The organism is Neobacillus sp. 204 (genome assembly GCF_046562815.1).
In the GTDB taxonomy this organism is placed as follows: Bacteria; Bacillota; Bacilli; order Bacillales; family Cytobacillaceae; genus Neobacillus.
The window spans coordinates 148,284-163,294 of the sequence record NZ_JBJORY010000012.1 but is presented as its reverse complement, the minus strand read 5'-3'; the positions used below and the strand labels follow the sequence as shown (position 1 = coordinate 163,294).

Annotated in this window: 14 protein-coding genes; 2 read left to right on the top strand and 12 right to left on the bottom strand. The window is 39.5% G+C overall.

Annotated features, from left to right (window positions below):
• Nucleotides 1-31: 31 nt before the first annotated feature.
• Entirely contained in the window at nucleotides 32-649 is a 618-nt protein-coding gene (locus ACJ004_RS22770) for a GntR family transcriptional regulator (RefSeq protein ID WP_410895419.1), read from the bottom strand.
• A gap of 183 nt (nucleotides 650-832) precedes the next feature.
• On the opposite strand from ACJ004_RS22770, the gene ACJ004_RS22765 reads away from it, so the two are divergent.
• Nucleotides 833-1,399, top strand: a complete 567-nt coding sequence (locus tag ACJ004_RS22765) for a DUF2238 domain-containing protein (protein WP_410895418.1) — start codon at nucleotides 833-835, stop codon at nucleotides 1,397-1,399.
• A 14-nt stretch (nucleotides 1,400-1,413) separates the two neighbouring features.
• On the top strand, nucleotides 1,414-1,989 hold the full coding sequence (locus ACJ004_RS22760) for a DUF2238 domain-containing protein (protein WP_410895417.1): 576 nt from the start codon (nucleotides 1,414-1,416) through the stop codon (nucleotides 1,987-1,989).
• A 50-nt stretch (nucleotides 1,990-2,039) separates the two neighbouring features.
• On the opposite strand, the gene ACJ004_RS22755 is transcribed toward ACJ004_RS22760, so the two are convergent.
• From ACJ004_RS22755 to ACJ004_RS22705, 11 genes are all read right to left on the bottom strand, one after another.
• Entirely contained in the window at nucleotides 2,040-4,301 is a 2,262-nt protein-coding gene (locus ACJ004_RS22755) for a molybdopterin oxidoreductase family protein (protein ID WP_410895416.1), read from the bottom strand.
• A 47-nt stretch (nucleotides 4,302-4,348) separates the two neighbouring features.
• Nucleotides 4,349-5,323, bottom strand: coding sequence for a quinone oxidoreductase family protein (locus ACJ004_RS22750; RefSeq protein WP_410895415.1), 975 nt, complete (start codon nucleotides 5,321-5,323; stop codon nucleotides 4,349-4,351).
• Between the two features lie 198 nt (nucleotides 5,324-5,521).
• Nucleotides 5,522-6,883, bottom strand: a complete 1,362-nt coding sequence (locus tag ACJ004_RS22745; protein WP_410895414.1) for an aspartate kinase — start codon at nucleotides 6,881-6,883, stop codon at nucleotides 5,522-5,524.
• A 162-nt stretch (nucleotides 6,884-7,045) separates the two neighbouring features.
• Nucleotides 7,046-7,660, bottom strand: coding sequence for an NUDIX hydrolase (locus ACJ004_RS22740; RefSeq protein ID WP_410895450.1), 615 nt, complete (start codon nucleotides 7,658-7,660; stop codon nucleotides 7,046-7,048).
• A 110-nt stretch (nucleotides 7,661-7,770) separates the two neighbouring features.
• Entirely contained in the window at nucleotides 7,771-8,934 is a 1,164-nt protein-coding gene (locus ACJ004_RS22735) for a homogentisate 1,2-dioxygenase (RefSeq protein WP_410895413.1), read from the bottom strand.
• Between the two features lie 4 nt (nucleotides 8,935-8,938).
• Nucleotides 8,939-9,865, bottom strand: coding sequence for a fumarylacetoacetate hydrolase family protein (locus ACJ004_RS22730; protein WP_410895412.1), 927 nt, complete (start codon nucleotides 9,863-9,865; stop codon nucleotides 8,939-8,941).
• A gap of 14 nt (nucleotides 9,866-9,879) precedes the next feature.
• Nucleotides 9,880-10,491: a flavin reductase family protein gene (locus ACJ004_RS22725; RefSeq protein ID WP_410895411.1), complete on the bottom strand. Its 612-nt coding sequence runs from the start codon at nucleotides 10,489-10,491 to the stop codon at nucleotides 9,880-9,882.
• Between the two features lie 98 nt (nucleotides 10,492-10,589).
• Nucleotides 10,590-11,705, bottom strand: coding sequence for a 4-hydroxyphenylpyruvate dioxygenase (gene hppD, locus ACJ004_RS22720; RefSeq protein ID WP_410895410.1), 1,116 nt, complete (start codon nucleotides 11,703-11,705; stop codon nucleotides 10,590-10,592).
• A 250-nt stretch (nucleotides 11,706-11,955) separates the two neighbouring features.
• A complete protein-coding gene (locus tag ACJ004_RS22715) occupies nucleotides 11,956-12,750 on the bottom strand; it encodes an ABC transporter ATP-binding protein (RefSeq protein ID WP_410895409.1) in 795 nt (264 codons plus the stop codon).
• Nucleotides 12,734-13,756, bottom strand: coding sequence for an ABC transporter permease (locus ACJ004_RS22710; protein WP_410895408.1), 1,023 nt, complete (start codon nucleotides 13,754-13,756; stop codon nucleotides 12,734-12,736). The genes ACJ004_RS22715 and ACJ004_RS22710 overlap by 17 nt, the downstream gene beginning before the upstream one ends.
• A gap of 122 nt (nucleotides 13,757-13,878) precedes the next feature.
• Nucleotides 13,879-14,877, bottom strand: a complete 999-nt coding sequence (locus tag ACJ004_RS22705) for an ABC transporter substrate-binding protein (protein ID WP_410895407.1) — start codon at nucleotides 14,875-14,877, stop codon at nucleotides 13,879-13,881.
• Between the last annotated feature and the right edge of the window lie 134 nt (nucleotides 14,878-15,011).

The following is a 15,011-nucleotide window of genomic DNA, read 5'->3' as shown; positions in this document are numbered from 1 at the left end:
ACCGGCTTTTTTCTTTTTTTCTTAAGCAACTTTACTCTTCCATGAAATGTATAACTCGATCATGTGTTTCTTCAGCGCCAATAATCAGGAGGACATCCCCTTCATGGATTAATGCATAAGGTCCAGGTGAGATAATTAATTCACCTTTCCTCTTCATCCCAATAACAGTTCCCCCGGTGTTTTGCCAAAATTTCAGTTCTGATATGGTTTTCCCAATATGACTACAGTCCGAATACACTTCTACCTCAATGGGTGCCAATGGATTCGTATGACGAAGTTTTCCAGAGTAGTCCATTATTTTTCTTAGTGTATCGAAGAGCTGCTCATCTAGCTTGTCTCTTTCGGAAATCAGTGCGTTCATTTGCTTCTCTAGATCTTTAATGCTCGCGAGATTCGAAAACCGTTGTATATATTTATAGGCATTTTCACGAGATGATATGACAATTCCACTACCTTTTGTGGATTGAACAATCTCGACATCTTCTAATATCTTTATTGCTCTTCGAACGGTTTCTGGAGAAACCTTATATTCACTTGCTAACGTTGAACGACCATGAATTTTTTCACCCACTTTAAATTTTCCATCGTAAATTCTATTTGCTAAATCTATTGCAATTCGCTCGTAAGTCGGTATTTGCGCTTTTTGCATAATATCCTCCGCCACAATCTAATCTAGGTCTATACCCTTAATTATTAGTATTACCTATCCAATATACTCTTTTGTATGTGTCTATGCGAGTAGGAATATTTCTTTCTTCCAAAATAAAGTGAGTGATTTCATTTATTGTTATTGGACATAATTGTAAAGAATCATATGTAATGAGGTGAGTAATTGAAACGGAAAATACTTATCATTTTAGGTAGTATATTTGTATTATTTATGATTGTTTTATTTATTTTTTTCCTTATTAAAGGGGAATCATCCAAATGGCAGGTGGCCCTAGGGGGAATTATTGTATGTGGGTTACCTATTCTGCTAATTTTTAAGAAGAACATTCCATTTAACCTGCCATCCATATTTGGTTTTTATCTATTTATCTTTTGTACCACCTATTTAGGGTCAATCGGTGATTTTTATCTTAGATATAAATGGTGGGATTCATCCATTCATTTTTATAAAGGGATCTATACCGCTTGTGTTGGAATAACTTTATATAAATTAATGATTCCTGAACAAGTTAGAAAGGATACTTCAAGATGGATTATTTCTCTTTTTGTTCTTTCACTTTCTGTCCTAGCAAGTGTACTTTGGGAGATTTATGAGTTTGTGGGAGATCTTACAGTCACGCATATTATGCAATTAGGCGGAAATAAAGATACAATGTATGACTTATTGTGCGGTTTTTTTGGTGGACTCATAATTACCATTTACGCATATTTTCGAAAACAAGAAGTTTAATGAGGTGAAGATTGATGAATCGAAAACTTGTAATTACTTTTAGCTCCATCTATGTCCTTTTCATGGCCGTTTTAGCGGTCTATTACTATTCAAATGATGAATCCTTTAAAGGCTCCGTTGCGATTGGCGGAATTGTTTGCGGTGCCATCCCACTATTATTGGCACTATTCACCAAACTACAATTCAATTTGCCAATTGTTATTTCTTATTTAATATTCTTGGTTGGTTCACAATATTTGGGTTCAATTCTAGGTTGGTATGGGCTCGGTTGGTGGGACACCTTTATGCATTTGATCAGCGGAGCCATCCTCGCTTTTTCCGGAATTGCTTTATACGAAAGAATGATCCATCGAAATGCTGGCGATAAGATTTCGCCATGGTTTGTGTTTTTATTTACGTTATCCTTTGCAGCACTCGGCGGGGTCCTGTGGGAAATTTATGAATTTAGCTCTGACCAGTTTTTCGATATGAACTTACAAGGCGGCGGCAATAAAGATACGATGACAGATTTAATTGCTGATACAATAGGCGGGCTTGTCATTGCAGTGTGGGCAGGAATTCGAACGAAGATTAAACTAAAAAAGGAATAAATGAGGCTCGCCAAAATGGCGAGCCTCCTCGTGTGAAATGTTTATTTTATCTAACTTAGCATACTTTTTTCAATTATGATTGGTACTCCATTTAGCACCGCATTTCCAGATATAGGATCAATCATTTGTTCATCCGTCAACAGATTGACATTAACACCCGGATGCTGACTGGCTACCCCAAGTCGCGCTCCTGAAAGGTTATGTCCCCAACCATGAGGCAGACTTACCGTCCCAGGCATGATATCATCAGTGATTGCTACTGGTACTTCAATCTTTCCTGTTCGTGACTTCACCAATACCATATCCCCTCGTAATAGCCCCAATCTTTTAGCATCACTGGTATGAATCATGAGCTTACATCTATCTTCTCCTTTTACTAGAACCGGGAGATTGTGCAGCCAGGAGTTATTGCTCCGTAGGTCTCTTCTCCCTACCAAGAGTATTGTATCGGATTTCGAATCAAGCGATTTACGAAGACGATCAACATCTTTCGTTAAAATTGGTGCTGCCAATTCAATTTTCCCTGAAGGTGTTTGCAAAATCTCGTCGATCCTCGGCTGAAGTGCTCCAAAGTCCATACCATGTGGCTGTTTCTCTAGGACAGTTAAGCTTAGTCCTTCAGGATTTCTTCCAAAGTGGTCTCCGTAAGGCCCAACACGAAGGTAAAAATCAAGTAAACGTTCAGGCCCTTTTCTACCTTTTAACATAGATGTAATTTCCAAAGCGTTTCGCTCATAAATAGGAGAATTCGAGTTTTTGATTTCATGCTTGATCAATTCCTTGATTGCAATTTCATCCAATTTACTAACGATATCTCCTTCCATTTTTTCCTCACAAACCGCTGCCGCTAAATGAATAAGAATCTGCCATTCATCTAGTTGTTCTATCGGAAGGTCAAAAACAGGCTTTGAGTAGTGTGCAATATTTCGAACAGCAAGGTTGTAAAAGGTAATATCATAATGTGAGCGTTCTAATGGTGAAGGAGCAGGAAGCAGAACACTTGCATTGCGAGATGTTTCATTTAAATAACAATCAACGCTGACCATAAAATCTACTTTTTCAAGCGCTGCTTGTAATTGTTGACTATTAGGTGCTGAAAGCACTGGGTTTCCAGCAATGGAAATAAATGCTTTTATTTGTCCGGGACCAGGGGTTTCAATTTCTTCTGCTAGGCAGGATACGGGAATCTCACCCAGAACCTCAGGAGTATTTCTAACTCTACTCTGATAGCGATTATGTCGTATCGAGCGAACTTTTTTTGAAGATGCACGCCTCGTGGCTGGGTTAGGAAACATCACACCGCCTGGACGGTCCAAATTTCCTGTTAGAACATTTACTACATCCACAAGCCAACTATTCAGTGTGCCAAAAGCTTGTGTACATGTGCCCATTCTTCCGTAAGCAATCGCTTGAGGGGAGCTGGCAAGTTCACGTGCTATTTGACGAATGGTGTCTTCTGGAATTCCGCAATGAGCGGAAACAACTTCAGGTGCAAAATCCTGAGAAAGAGCTTTGATATCATCAAGCCCGTTTATATAATCAACCAACTTCCCAGGGTTAACTAATCTCTCCTCAAAAAGGGTATAAATAAGTCCTAATAAGAACAAAGCGTCAGTCCCTGGACGAATAAAATAATGTTCATCTGCTTGTTTAGCTGTAACAGTACGAACTGGGTCAATGACCACTAACTTCCCGCCACGATCCTTTAGAGCCTTCAATCGTTCTCTCATATTAGGTGCAGTCATTAAACTTCCATTGGATGCAAGGGGATTAGCACCAATCATCAATAGATAGTTTGTATGATCGATATCTGGAATTGGGAGATTGGCATCACTTCCAAACATAATTTCAGATGAAAGTTGTTTTGGCATCTGATCTAGGGTACTGGCCGAAAAGATGCTCTGACTTCCTAACGCACGTAAAAAGTTTGGAATATATAACATACTTCCTAAATTGTGTACGCTCGGGTTTCCTAAATAGACAGCGACCGCATTCTTACCATGCTCCTCGATTACCGAACGAAGCCCCTTCCTTACTTCAGAAAAGGCTTCCTCCCAAGAAACTTCTTGCCATTCTGACCCATTCCGAATCATGGGTTTTCGAATTCGATCAGGGTCTGAGTGGAGTTCTTTTACACTATATCCTTTCGGGCATATATAACCTTTGCTAAATGGGTCCTGCGTATCTCCCTTTATATGGACTACCTTTTCTTCCTGGGTATGAATTTCTAGCCCACAGGTCGCTTCGCACAATGGACATGTCCGATAGCTTATTTTTACTGGTTTCTCTTTGCTTTGCTCGATTTTATCCAAAAGTACCACCTCTACTCCCTTATGATGTATGTTTGCTATGATAGCTTTTATGGATTAAGTATTAACTTACCTATTGTTTTGCGCCCTTCCATTAGTTCATGAGCTATATTCGCATCATCTAAGGGGAAAGTCTTACCTATTATTAATGTTAATTTTCCTTCACCAATATAATTCAATAATTCTATTACACTTTCTTTATATAACTTAACATCTTTTAGAATATGAACTAACCAGAACCCTATTACACTAACATTGCGCTGCATAAGAATGGCCGGGTCGAAATTTGTCACTTGCCCACCTGCACGACCATAAACGACAAGTCTTCCATTTATAGCCATACATTTCAGACTTTTCTTAAAGATGTCACCTCCGACCATCTCAAGTATGATAGCTACCCCTTTTCCTTCCGTAGTAGCTAAAACCTGTTCATGCCAATTTTCTTCTGTATAATTTATCCCCACATCTGCACCAAGTGTATGGACCAGTTCTAATTTTTCAGAACTGCTAGCGGTTGCAATTACTTTACCCGCCCCCATGATTTTAGCTAACTGGACAGCTAAGGTTCCTACTCCACCTGCAGCCGCATGAACTAAGACAGTATCACCTCTTTTAATTTGTCCCGATGTTTTTAAGATGTTGTAGGCGGAAACTCCTTGACCCAGGATAGCCGCTGCTTGGTTAAAATCTACATTTTCCGGTATCTTTACTAACTGGGATACATGAAGGGCAATAAACTCTGCATAGCCACCATCGTCTGTTAATGCAACGACACGATCTCCTTTTTTAAACTCAGTGACTTCAGGTGACACTTCTGTAATAACTCCAGCAACTTCCGCACCAGGAATAAAAGGCAGCGGAGTTTTTGCTAAATATTGACCATACCGGCGTGCAGTATCAGCGAAGTTAATTCCAGCTGCTTTCACTTTCACCAGTACATATCCTGGTTTTATTGTTGGTATCGGTACATCTACCATTTGTAACACTTCTGGTTTTCCATACTCCTTAAATTGAATGGCTTTCATCGTACTTCGACTCCTTTTTCTGCTTTTATAACAAATTACATACCAACCGGTTAGTATAATGATATCACAGAAAATAAATTCAGACTATTCTAATTTTAAAACTACCAATATAAGAATCTGCTTTTAAAAAGCAAAAAAAGCAGTCTAAAATCACAAGTGAATTTAGAACTGCCCTTTTTATGATAATGATGTTGAAAATTAAACCGTTACTGCCACAAAAAATTCCTCATAAAGTGCCTGAACCGCTCTTTTTTCATCTACTTCTTTTACCCCAAACATCATGCTAACCTCAGACGAACCTTGGTTAATCATCTCGATATTAATACAAGCTTTCGCCAACGCTTTGGAGGCCCTTGCCATCGTCCCTACATTGTGGCGCATGCCCTCACCCACAACCATTATCAGGGCAAGACTATGTTCAATTTTGACTTGATCGGCATGAAGTTCTTTTTCAATCCGTTCTTGGATGTCCTCTTCCATTTTCGCATCCATTTGGTTTTCACGAAGGATAACGGAAACATCATCAATTCCTGATGGTGTATGTTCATAGGATAATCCGAAATCTTCTAAGATACTTAAAAGCTTCCGTCCAAACCCGATCTCTCGATTCATTAAGTATTTGCTCACATAAATACTACAAAATCCTTGATCACTGGCAATACCAATCACAGGACCATTCATATTGTCGCGCTCATAAACAATCCTAGTTCCTGGTGCACTTGGGTTATTTGTATTTTTAATTTGAACAGGAATTCCTGCTCTAAATGCCGGAACAAGTGCTTCATCATGTAACACGGTAAAACCAGCATAGGAAAGTTCTCGCATTTCCCTGTAAGTCAGTTCCTTTATTTCCTTAGGTTTTTTTACAATATAAGGGTTCACGGAATAAACAGCATCTACATCGGTAAAGTTTTCATAAAGGTCAGCCTTTAGAGCATTGGCTAGGATGGATCCGGTAATGTCGGAACCACTTCGTGAAAAGGTAAATACCTCACCTTGTTTGCTATAACCGAAGAAGCCAGGAAAAATTAGTACTCCTTTTCGTTCGTGAAGTGAATATAACTGACTGAATGCTTCTGGTAGTGCTTGAGCATTCCCTGGCTCATCACTGACAAGCAGTCCCGCTTCTCTAGGGTCTATGTACGATGCTTCTACGCCTTGCGCTCGGAAGTAGGCAGCTACCAATTTGGCATGGTTATCTTCACCACTGGCTTTTAACAAATCCAGAAAACGATCAGGCTTTGCTTTATCAGCACTCAACCGCTTTGCTAAATCATCTTGAATTTCGATGATAATTTCTTGAGGCAGAGATAATTCTTCGGCGATCGAGGCATACCTTTCAAGGACGTCCTCAAATTTTTCTCTAGGGTCCATATTTTGTAAACAAAGTTCTCCACATTCAATCAATAAATCTGTTACCTTATTATCTTCTGCAAACCGTTTCCCAGGTGCAGATACGACCACTACTCTTCTCTCGGGGTCTGCGACAACAATCTTAAATACCTTTTCAATTTGTTTTCCTGAGGCTAACGAGGACCCGCCAAACTTTACGACCTTCATCCCTACATCTCCCTAATCTAAAAATATAATCTTAATTTTAATCATATTCAGAAAATAATCAAGCTTTTTCTTTCCTGAGTAGACATTTGTTCGTTTACAGTGGACAAATATATTAAAAAAGGTGGATTTCGACTTGAAATCCACCTTTTTCCTAGCTTAGAACTAGCGTATTATTTCAATAAAATGAGAAAGAATCTTAGCCGTTAGTCCCCAAATAACTTTTCCATCATAGCGGTAGAAATACTCCTCAATCCCGCGTGTCCGCCAATTATAATTCTCCCCGCCGACAATAAGGTCAAAAGGAAAATTCTCCTCGGGCTCTGCTTTAAATTCAATGTGATAAATCTCGGGTTCATTTTTAAAAAAAAATGAAAGCGGTACGGTAAAAACCTCACCCACTTCTGAAGGATTTGGCAGGATATTTTGGGGACTATTTATAAAGCCAACAAAGGGAAAGATCATCATTCCAAAAGGTGAAATCATATAATCCAATGGGTGTACATCAGATATTTGCACTTTGTTAATTCCTAGTTCCTCGACCGTTTCTCTGATCGCTGCATCTTTTTCATTACGATCCTCTGCATCAATCCTCCCCCCAGGAAAACAAATTTCTCCGGGCTGCCTTCTTAATTCCAGGGAACGAACTTCTAACAAAACGTGGATCCCGTCCTCTCTTTGTAGGAGTGGGACCATTACTGCATATTTTGAAAACTTTTCACTGCCAAGTATCTTGGGTGTATGGCATTTTAATTTAGCTAAAATTGGTTCCAGCCCCATGACTTCACCTCTGTTCCATTTCAACTTGTACTTATTACTACAATACCACTTTTTACCTCAAGATTGAAAAAACAATCCAACAAGTTTGTTGGATTGTTCAAGAAAAAATTTTATTCCCCTTTCTCATACCATGAATACATATAGTTAACATCTTCAATTTCTTGTGCCGTTTTTACGATTTTTAGCGGATGAAAGGTGTCAATCATAACGGCCAGTTCAAGTGTTTCCTTTTTTCCAATACTCGCTTCCGTTTTTCCAGGATGAGGTCCATGCGGTATACCACCTGGATGGAGGGTAATGGAACCTTCCTTCACCCCTTTACGACTCATGAAATTGCCTTCCACATAATAGAGAAGCTCGTCGCTGTTTACGTTGCTATGGTAATATGGGGCAGGTATTGATTCTGGATGATAATCATAAAGCCGGGGAACAAAGGAACAGACAACAAAATTATTCCCTTCAAAGGTTTGATGGACGGGCGGCGGCTGATGGACTCTTCCTGTGATTGGTTCAAAATCTTCGATGTTAAAGGCCCATGGATATAAATATCCATCCCAGCCCACGACATCCAGCGGATGATGACCTAAGATATGTGAGGTGATCTTCCCCCTGGATTTCGTTAACACCTCAAATTCACCTTTCTCATCAAAGGATGTCAATTTTTCTGGTCCGCGAAGGTCTCTTTCACAAAATGGGCTATGCTCTAATAGTTGACCATATTCATTTCGGTACCTTCTTGGTGTTGTAATTTGACTGAAGGATTCAACAACAAGCATTTTGGTCTCTTCCTTTTCGTTAGGAATAACACGGTAGATAGTCCCAATCGGGATAATCAGATAATCACCCTGACGGTAAGTCAGGGTCCCAAACATCGTTTCTAGTTTCCCAGATCCGTAGTGGATAAAGAGCATTTCGTCGCCATCACCATTCCGATAATAGCTTGGCATCGGCACTGTTACATAAGCTGTTCCTATTAATAAATCCTGATTTCCCAAAATATATTCCCTAGCCTTCAGAGCATCCCCTTTGGTTGATACCTTACTTGTAAAAAAATGGCGGTGTTTAAGCGGCTGCGGGTCCTCATATTCTGGTAAATAATCACTTATTACTTCCGCTCTCACTACTTCTGTCGGCATATATTGATGATACAAAATCGATTGCGTTCCTGAAAATCCTCGTGTTCCCATGACCTGCTCTCTAAAAAGGCTCCCATCTGGTTTTTTAAACATGGTATGCCGTTTGTGAGGTATCTTCCCCATCTGGCGGTAATACATGATTTCACCTCTCTTCAGCGATTATCTCATTCTGTAACACACCCAAATATTCTATCTCTAATTCTACTTGGTCACCAGGTCTTAGCCAGCGATGAACTTTTGAACCAAGTTCAAGAATACAGCCAGAACCAACTGTTCCTGACCCAATTATCTCGCCAGGATATAAGGTAACACCATTAGATGCCCTCTCGATCATCTCAGCAAAGGAATAATAGAGGTCTTTCATATTCCCTACTGAAAGAAGATTCCCGTTTACCCTGGCTTTCATGGAAAGATCATAACCCTTTCCTAACTTAAATGGTTCTAACTCATCCTTTGTAACAATCCACGGTCCTATCGATGTCGCGAAATCCTTCCCCTTGGCGGGTCCAAGCCCAACTTTCATTTCCTTCCTCTGCAGGTCTCTTGCGCTCCAATCATTTAAAATACTATAGCCAAAAATATACTCATCCGCTTGATCAGCAGGAATATTTCTACCTTCCTTCCCAATGATACAGGCAATTTCGAGCTCATAATCAAGCCAGTTACACTCTGATGGCTTGATAATTCCCTCTCCAGAGCCTTTAATAGCAAGATGATTGGAAAAATAAAAGACAGGAATTTCATACCATTCTGGAATCATTTCAAGACCCCTATTTTCCCTTGCTGTTTTCACATGCTGCTCAAATGCATAAAAATCCCGAAAACTCTTGGGGATAGGTAGTGGCGCTTTTAAACGGAGTTTACTTAGTGGGTAAACTCCTTTATGCTCCTTTGTAAATGAGAAACTAGCTATCTTTTTCAGATTTGCCTCACTGTTTTCTAGAAAATTTAATAGATTATCTGGCAGCAGTCCATCCGAAGCTTCAAACATATCAACCGCATAGTCTTGGTTTAATAACCAACCCGCTCTGATTGTCCCATCCTGTTTTTCAAACGTTATGAATTTCACAACACTCACCTTTTCTAGGTTTTTCTCACCATTTCAAACGTCTTTTCTAGAGGGTCTGTAAAAATGTTTCCAGCCATTCTCCCGATTGGGTGTAATTTCGCAGTATCAATTCTCCCCTTATCAAACAGGTCATCGACTACATGCACATGAACCACTTTTCCAATCACCAGGCTTCCTGCCCCTGGCTTATCACCAAAATGCAACACTTGTTCAAGTTCACATTCTAAGTGAACTAGCGATTCTTTGATACGCGGTACGTTTACCTTGATACTTGGTTCTTTTGTTAATCCCACTTCAACAATTTCATCAATATCCGGACTGAATTCGATGGCACAGTCATTCATTTGCTCCGCCAAACTATTACTTACAATATTAATAACAAATTGACCGGTGCTTTCAATATTTATAAGCGTATCTTTTTTAGCCCCATCTGCCCCTCTTCTCATTGGAGAGAAACAGATGAGCATAGGGTCCGCACATATCGCCGTGAAAAAACTAAATGGTGCTGCATTAGCAGTCCCCTTCCCATCAACTGTTGAAACAAAGGCGATGGGACGAGGAAGGATAGACCCAACTAATAATTTATATGCCTCTCTCCATTCCAGTGTTTGCGGCGAGATTTCCATGACATTTCACCTCAATTCGATTAACCTTTAAAAAAGGGAGAAATCGATCTCCCTTACCCTAGTCCATATTTCGCCCTTAAAACACATAGTATTTATCGTTATAAATTGCCTCTTCTTTCCTGCTCCCGCTCAATGGACTCAAATAAAGCTTTAAAGTTTCCTTCCCCAAAACCGCGCGCCCCTTTTCGTTGAATAATTTCAACAAATAATGTTGGACGGTCAACAATTGGTTTGGAGAAAATTTGCAGTAAATACCCTTCATCATCCCGGTCAACTAATATATTTAGTTCACGCAGCTTTTCAATTTCTTCATCAATCTTCCCAATTCGTTCTCCTAAGGATTCATAATAAGTATCAGGGGTTTTAAGGAATTCAACGCCATTTTCCTTTAAAATCGCTACTGTTGAGACGATATCCTCCGTTAGGATTGCCAAATGCTGTACACCCGGTCCATTATAGAATTCTAGATATTCTTGAATTTGTGATTTGCGTTTTCCAACCGCCGGTTCATTGATTGGAAACTTGATCCGCCCGCCGTTATGCATAACCTTTGACATAAGAGCGGAGTATTCTGTGGTAATGTCTTTGTCAGAGAAATGTTTCATTTCTTTAAAGCCCATTACCTTTGCGTAATAATCAACCCACTCCTCCATACTCTCTACGTTACCAACCACATGGTCAATCCCAATTAAACCTGCATCTTTAACCGGTAATGCTGCCGAATAAGGTTCGAAACCAGGCAAGAACGCACCTTGATAATTTTTTCGTTCTACTAACGTATGGATCGTGTCCCCATATGTACCTAGAACGGCTTTTTTAATCACTCCCGATGCATCCTTCATTTCAAATGGTGCATCAATGGCAATCGCACCTCTATTCACCGCTTCTTCAAATGCTTTCTCGACATTATCAACTAAGAGAGCAATGTCCTTGACACCATCACCGTGTTTCTTAACAAATTGGGCTACAGAACCTTCCTCCGTATAAGAGCCTGTAAGTACAAGTCGAATATTTCGTTGCTTTAGGCAATAGGAAGCGGTTTCACGATTGCCTGTTTCCAGACCAGAGTATGCAACTGGCTCAAACCCAAATGCTGTACAGAAAAAGTGACATGCCTGTTTGGCATTCCCTGTGTAAATTTCAATATAATCCACATCTCGAACGGGAAAAAAATCATCAGCTAATTCGTCTGCTCTAACTCTTTTGTCTTTCATCTATAATCCCCCATTATCTAAAAGTAATAATATTCTGAATTAATTCTAAATCAAGGAGGCCTGTCCTTTCAAGAATAGGGTGTAAAGCAATAACGCTTCTTTGTGCTAAAGACAACAGAAAAATTGTTGAGTTATTTCCTGTATAAACAAAAAGAAACTTACCCATTACGGGAAGTTTCTATAATAATCACATTGGAAATATATATTTTTGCAACAGTCTAAAAATAGACATTCTAAAAAATTTTTTTTCTTAAGATAGAATGGCCCGGTCGCTTGCCATTTGGACACCACGTATCCTTTTAAACTCCGTTAATAAACTTTCAATCGTAAGCTTCTTCTTATTTTCCTCGCTGACCTCTAAAATTATTTGGCCTTTATCCATCATAATTAGCCGATTTCCCAAATCAATGGCTTGCTGCATGTTATGGGTAACCATTAATGTGGTCAGTTTGTATTTATCGACAATTTCTCTTGTTAGGTTTGTAATTAATTCCGCCCTTGAAGGATCAAGCGCTGCTGTATGTTCATCTAGAAGGAGAATGGAGGGCTCCGTGAAGGTTGCCATTAACAAGGATAATGCTTGACGTTCTCCACCCGATAATAACCCTACTTTTGCACTTAATCGGTTTTCTAGTCCTAAATGCAGCGACTCCAATACTTCACGAAAATAATCACGTCGCTTTTTTGTTACCCCTTGACGAAGAGTTCTCATTTTGTTGCGAGAGTATGCCATCGCGAGATTTTCCTCAATTGTCATACTTGGAGCTGTTCCAGCCATTGGGTCCTGAAAAACACGGCCAATCATTTTTGACCGCTTGAATTCTGACATATGCGTTACATCTTTTCCGTTAATATGAACCTCACCGACATCAGGAATTAAAACACCAGAAATAATATTCATTAATGTTGATTTTCCTGCACCATTACTTCCAATCACAGTGACAAAATCTCCAGGCTTAAGGGTCAGATTCACATGATCAATCGCAATTTTTTCATCTGGAGTTCCTTCATTAAAAATCTTATGAATTTCATTTAAGTGTAGCATGATTGTCCCCCTTCGATTGAGCACTTGCCTGGATAATATTCCTTCGCTCTGATTTCCGGCGGGCTTTCCGCTTCCTCTCCTTAGAACCTTCAATGATTTTTGGAGCTGTAAGTGCAATAATAACAATGAGTGCGGTAATTAGCTTCATATCACCTGGATCCAAGAAATCTACCCGCAGCGCTAACGTCACGACAATTCGATAAATAATAGAACCGCCAATGACAGCAAGCGTTGTTCGAGCGATTGTTTTTGTACCAAACAGCGCTTCCCCAATAATAACGGAGGCAAGACCAATAACAATCATTCCTATTCCCATGCCTACATCAGCAAATCCACCTTGCTGAGCAATGAGAGCACCTGAAAATGCTACTAATGCATTAGAAAGCCCTAAGCCAAATACAACAAGAAGGTTGGTATTAGCAGAAAGGCTGCGAATCATTCGTTTATTATCTCCAGTAGCCCTAACAGCAAGACCAATTTCTGTCTTCAGGAATAAATCTGTAAGGAATTTAATCACAAATGTGACGATAACCATAAAAAGAAGAATTCCCCATGTTTCTGGCAGGCTATCACCGAGTCCGACCATCGAGAGAATACTATTAAAAAATGAATCTATTCCTGTTTTTTCAAAAAATCCACTGATTTTCGTAAAAGCTGTATCTGTATTTAATAACGGAATATTTGACCGTCCCATAATTCTCAAGTTTATTGAATAAAGTGCAATCATCATTAAAATACCGGAAAGCAAGTTGTTAATCTTTCCAAAAGTGTGCAGAAGCCCAGTCATACATCCTGCTGCAAAACCGGCAAATAGCGCCATGATTGTTGCTAAAAATGGATCGGTACCATTCGCAATCATGACTGCTGAAATTGCTGCTCCAGTGACAAAACTTCCATCAACCGTTAAATCTGGAAAATCCAGAATACGAAAGGAAAGATAGACGCCAAGTGCCATAATCGCGTAGATGATACCTGCTTCAAATGATCCAAAAATGGCTGTAAACATTGAAATCATCCTTTCTTTTATCTTTAAGCCTGCGTCTTTAGACACAATACCTTATGTAATACTTATGTATGTATCAAAGAGGCAGCCTTCAAAATGAAGGCTCCTCCCCTAAAAAATATGATTTAATTACCCTCGTAGAACTCTCCCAAACTGCTCCATGAATCATTGACTGTTAAGCCTTGAGCCTCAGCCGCTTTCTTATTAATGACAAGCTTTAAACTATTTGGCAGTTCGACTGGGATTTCAGATGCCTTCTTCTTTCCGCTTAAGATATCTGCTGCCATTAAACCAGATTGGTAGCCAAGATCGAAATAGCTAAATCCACTCGCAGCAACCGCACCTTTTTTCATTGAATCCAGTTCACCAACGAACAGTGGGATCTTCTTGCTGTTTGCAACGGCAATAACAGAATCAAGTGCAGTAACAACAGTATTGTCAGTTGGAATATAGATCGCATCAACACGTCCAACTAATGATTCTGTCGCTTGCTTCACTTCTGCTGTAGTTGAAACAGATACTTTTACAAGTTTAGCACCTTTCTCTTTAGCAATCTTTTCGACTTCTTCAACCTGAACAACGGAGTTTTGCTCACCAGAGTTATAGATGACCCCAACATTTTTCGCTTTTACTTCGTCCGTAATAAAGCTAATTGTTTTCTTTGTTGCTTCTGGATGGTTATCAGTTGTCCCAGTGATGTTTTTCCCAGGTTTATCAAAGGCCTCAACCAATCCTGCTCCGACAGGGTCTGTAACTGATGTGAAGATAATCGGAATATCTTTAGTTGCATTCAATGCTGCCGTTGCACTAGGCGTAGCATTAGCAAAGATTAAATCTACTTTATCCCCAACAAAATTATTGGCAATTGTTTGCGTGTTGTTCATGTCAGCCTGAGCGTTTTGCTCATCATAGCTTACCTTAATTCCTTTATCCTTTAGTGCCTTTTTAAAGCCTTCTGTCGCAGCATCTAAAGATGGGTGTGGGGCAAACTGGGTAATTCCTACTTTGAACTCCTTATCCGCTCCACCCTCTTTAGTACCGCCTGCTGATTCTTTACTTCCGCACCCTGCTAACAGCATCATTCCTGCTAAGGCAATCGATATTACTTTCCCATTTTTCTTCATCTAGCAAAAGTCCCCCTTAAATAACAAAATACTAATTTTCAAAAAATTTAATATATTAAAAATTATTCTAGTATTTTTTTGAAGGAAAAGCAATAGATATGGCTAAAATATTTTTTCGCTTTAAAGCAATATAA

Bases quoted from the DNA above. Each gene is read 5' to 3' on its own strand.
- ACJ004_RS22735 (WP_410895413.1), bottom strand. From the start codon at position 8,934: ATGTATTACCGCCAGATGGGGAAGATACCTCACAAACGGCATACCATG.
- ACJ004_RS22760 (WP_410895417.1), top strand. From the start codon at position 1,414: ATGAATCGAAAACTTGTAATTACTTTTAGCTCCATCTATGTCCTTTTC.
- hppD (WP_410895410.1), bottom strand. From the start codon at position 11,705: ATGAAAGACAAAAGAGTTAGAGCAGACGAATTAGCTGATGATTTTTTT.
- ACJ004_RS22705 (WP_410895407.1), bottom strand. From the start codon at position 14,877: ATGAAGAAAAATGGGAAAGTAATATCGATTGCCTTAGCAGGAATGATG.
- ACJ004_RS22725 (WP_410895411.1), bottom strand. From the start codon at position 10,491: ATGGAAATCTCGCCGCAAACACTGGAATGGAGAGAGGCATATAAATTA.
- ACJ004_RS22740 (WP_410895450.1), bottom strand. From the start codon at position 7,660: ATGGGGCTGGAACCAATTTTAGCTAAATTAAAATGCCATACACCCAAG.
- ACJ004_RS22770 (WP_410895419.1), bottom strand. From the start codon at position 649: ATGCAAAAAGCGCAAATACCGACTTACGAGCGAATTGCAATAGATTTA.
- ACJ004_RS22750 (WP_410895415.1), bottom strand. From the start codon at position 5,323: ATGAAAGCCATTCAATTTAAGGAGTATGGAAAACCAGAAGTGTTACAA.
- ACJ004_RS22745 (WP_410895414.1), bottom strand. From the start codon at position 6,883: ATGAAGGTCGTAAAGTTTGGCGGGTCCTCGTTAGCCTCAGGAAAACAA.
- ACJ004_RS22715 (WP_410895409.1), bottom strand. From the start codon at position 12,750: ATGCTACACTTAAATGAAATTCATAAGATTTTTAATGAAGGAACTCCA.
- ACJ004_RS22710 (WP_410895408.1), bottom strand. From the start codon at position 13,756: ATGTTTACAGCCATTTTTGGATCATTTGAAGCAGGTATCATCTACGCG.